This window comes from Erythrobacter sp. CCH5-A1, from assembly GCF_001557115.1.
In the GTDB taxonomy this organism is placed as follows: domain Bacteria; phylum Pseudomonadota; class Alphaproteobacteria; order Sphingomonadales; family Sphingomonadaceae; genus Erythrobacter.
Map to the genome: position 1 here is coordinate 1 of NZ_LSKQ01000044.1, position 969 is coordinate 969.

At 60.2% G+C, this 969-nt stretch carries 1 protein-coding gene; it reads right to left on the reverse strand.

The genetic code is table 11. The features are described from left to right. Positions 1-34: 34 nt before the first annotated feature. A complete protein-coding gene (locus AX708_RS02185) occupies positions 35-862 on the reverse strand; it encodes an IS5 family transposase (protein WP_067489441.1) in 828 nt (275 codons plus the stop codon). Positions 863-969 lie beyond the last annotated feature (107 nt).

Below are 969 nucleotides of genomic sequence, written 5' to 3' on the forward strand. Positions count from 1 at the left end.
CTTAGAGTCTGATTCAAAACTATCTCGTGTAATTTCATGCTCTTGCGATACGGCGTGTGAAGAGCTGGATTGATGCGATGAACAGCCAGGCGGTTGCTGAGGCGATGGTTTGTTCGAAGTCCTTGGCGAGACGTCGGTTGCGGCTGAGCCATGCGAAGGTTCGTTCCACCACCCAGCGGCGCGGCAGCACCTCGAAGCCTTTCGCGGCGTCGGACCGCTTGATGATTTCGATGGTCCATTTGCTCTTTCCGATCTTGCGCAGTGCCTCCCGGAGCTTGTCACCGGCATACCCACCATCGGCGAAGACGTGCCGCAGCCACGGGAAGCGGCGGATTATTTCGGCGAGGACGAACGGTGCCCCGTCGCGATCCTGGATGTCGGCGGTGTGGATCACAGCATGAACCAGGTTGCCGTCTGTGTCGGTCAGGATGTGGCGCTTGCGCCCCTTGATTTTCTTGCCCGCATCGTAGCCCCGAGGCCCGCCGCTCTCGGTGGTTTTGACACTCTGGCTGTCGATCACTCCTGCACTGGGCGACGCTTCGCGCCCTGCCGCTTCCCGGCCGATCAGAAGCAGAGCATGATTGAGCGAAAGCCACAGACCATTGTCGCGCCACAGGTAGAACCAGCGTCGTACCGTCGAGACCGGAGGAAAGCAGGGCGGCAACATCCGCCAAGGCAGCCCTCCGCGCAGCAGATACAGGATCGCCTCGACGATGCGCCGCAGCGGCCACTTCCGCGGACGCCCAACCTGTGAAGGCTGCGGAAGAAACGGCTCCAGCACGGCCCATTCCGCGTCAGTCAAATCGCTTGGCAAAGTCAGCTGTGCACGGGCATACTGCGCCCGAGTGGTGTCGGTCCACATCGTCGAACTCCGGAAGTTTGTTGCAAAACCCCGTGAATCAGCGACTTGGGATGGCGTCAAGCTAACCCGCTGACACCACTCAACTTAATTTCGGATCAGGCTCTTAG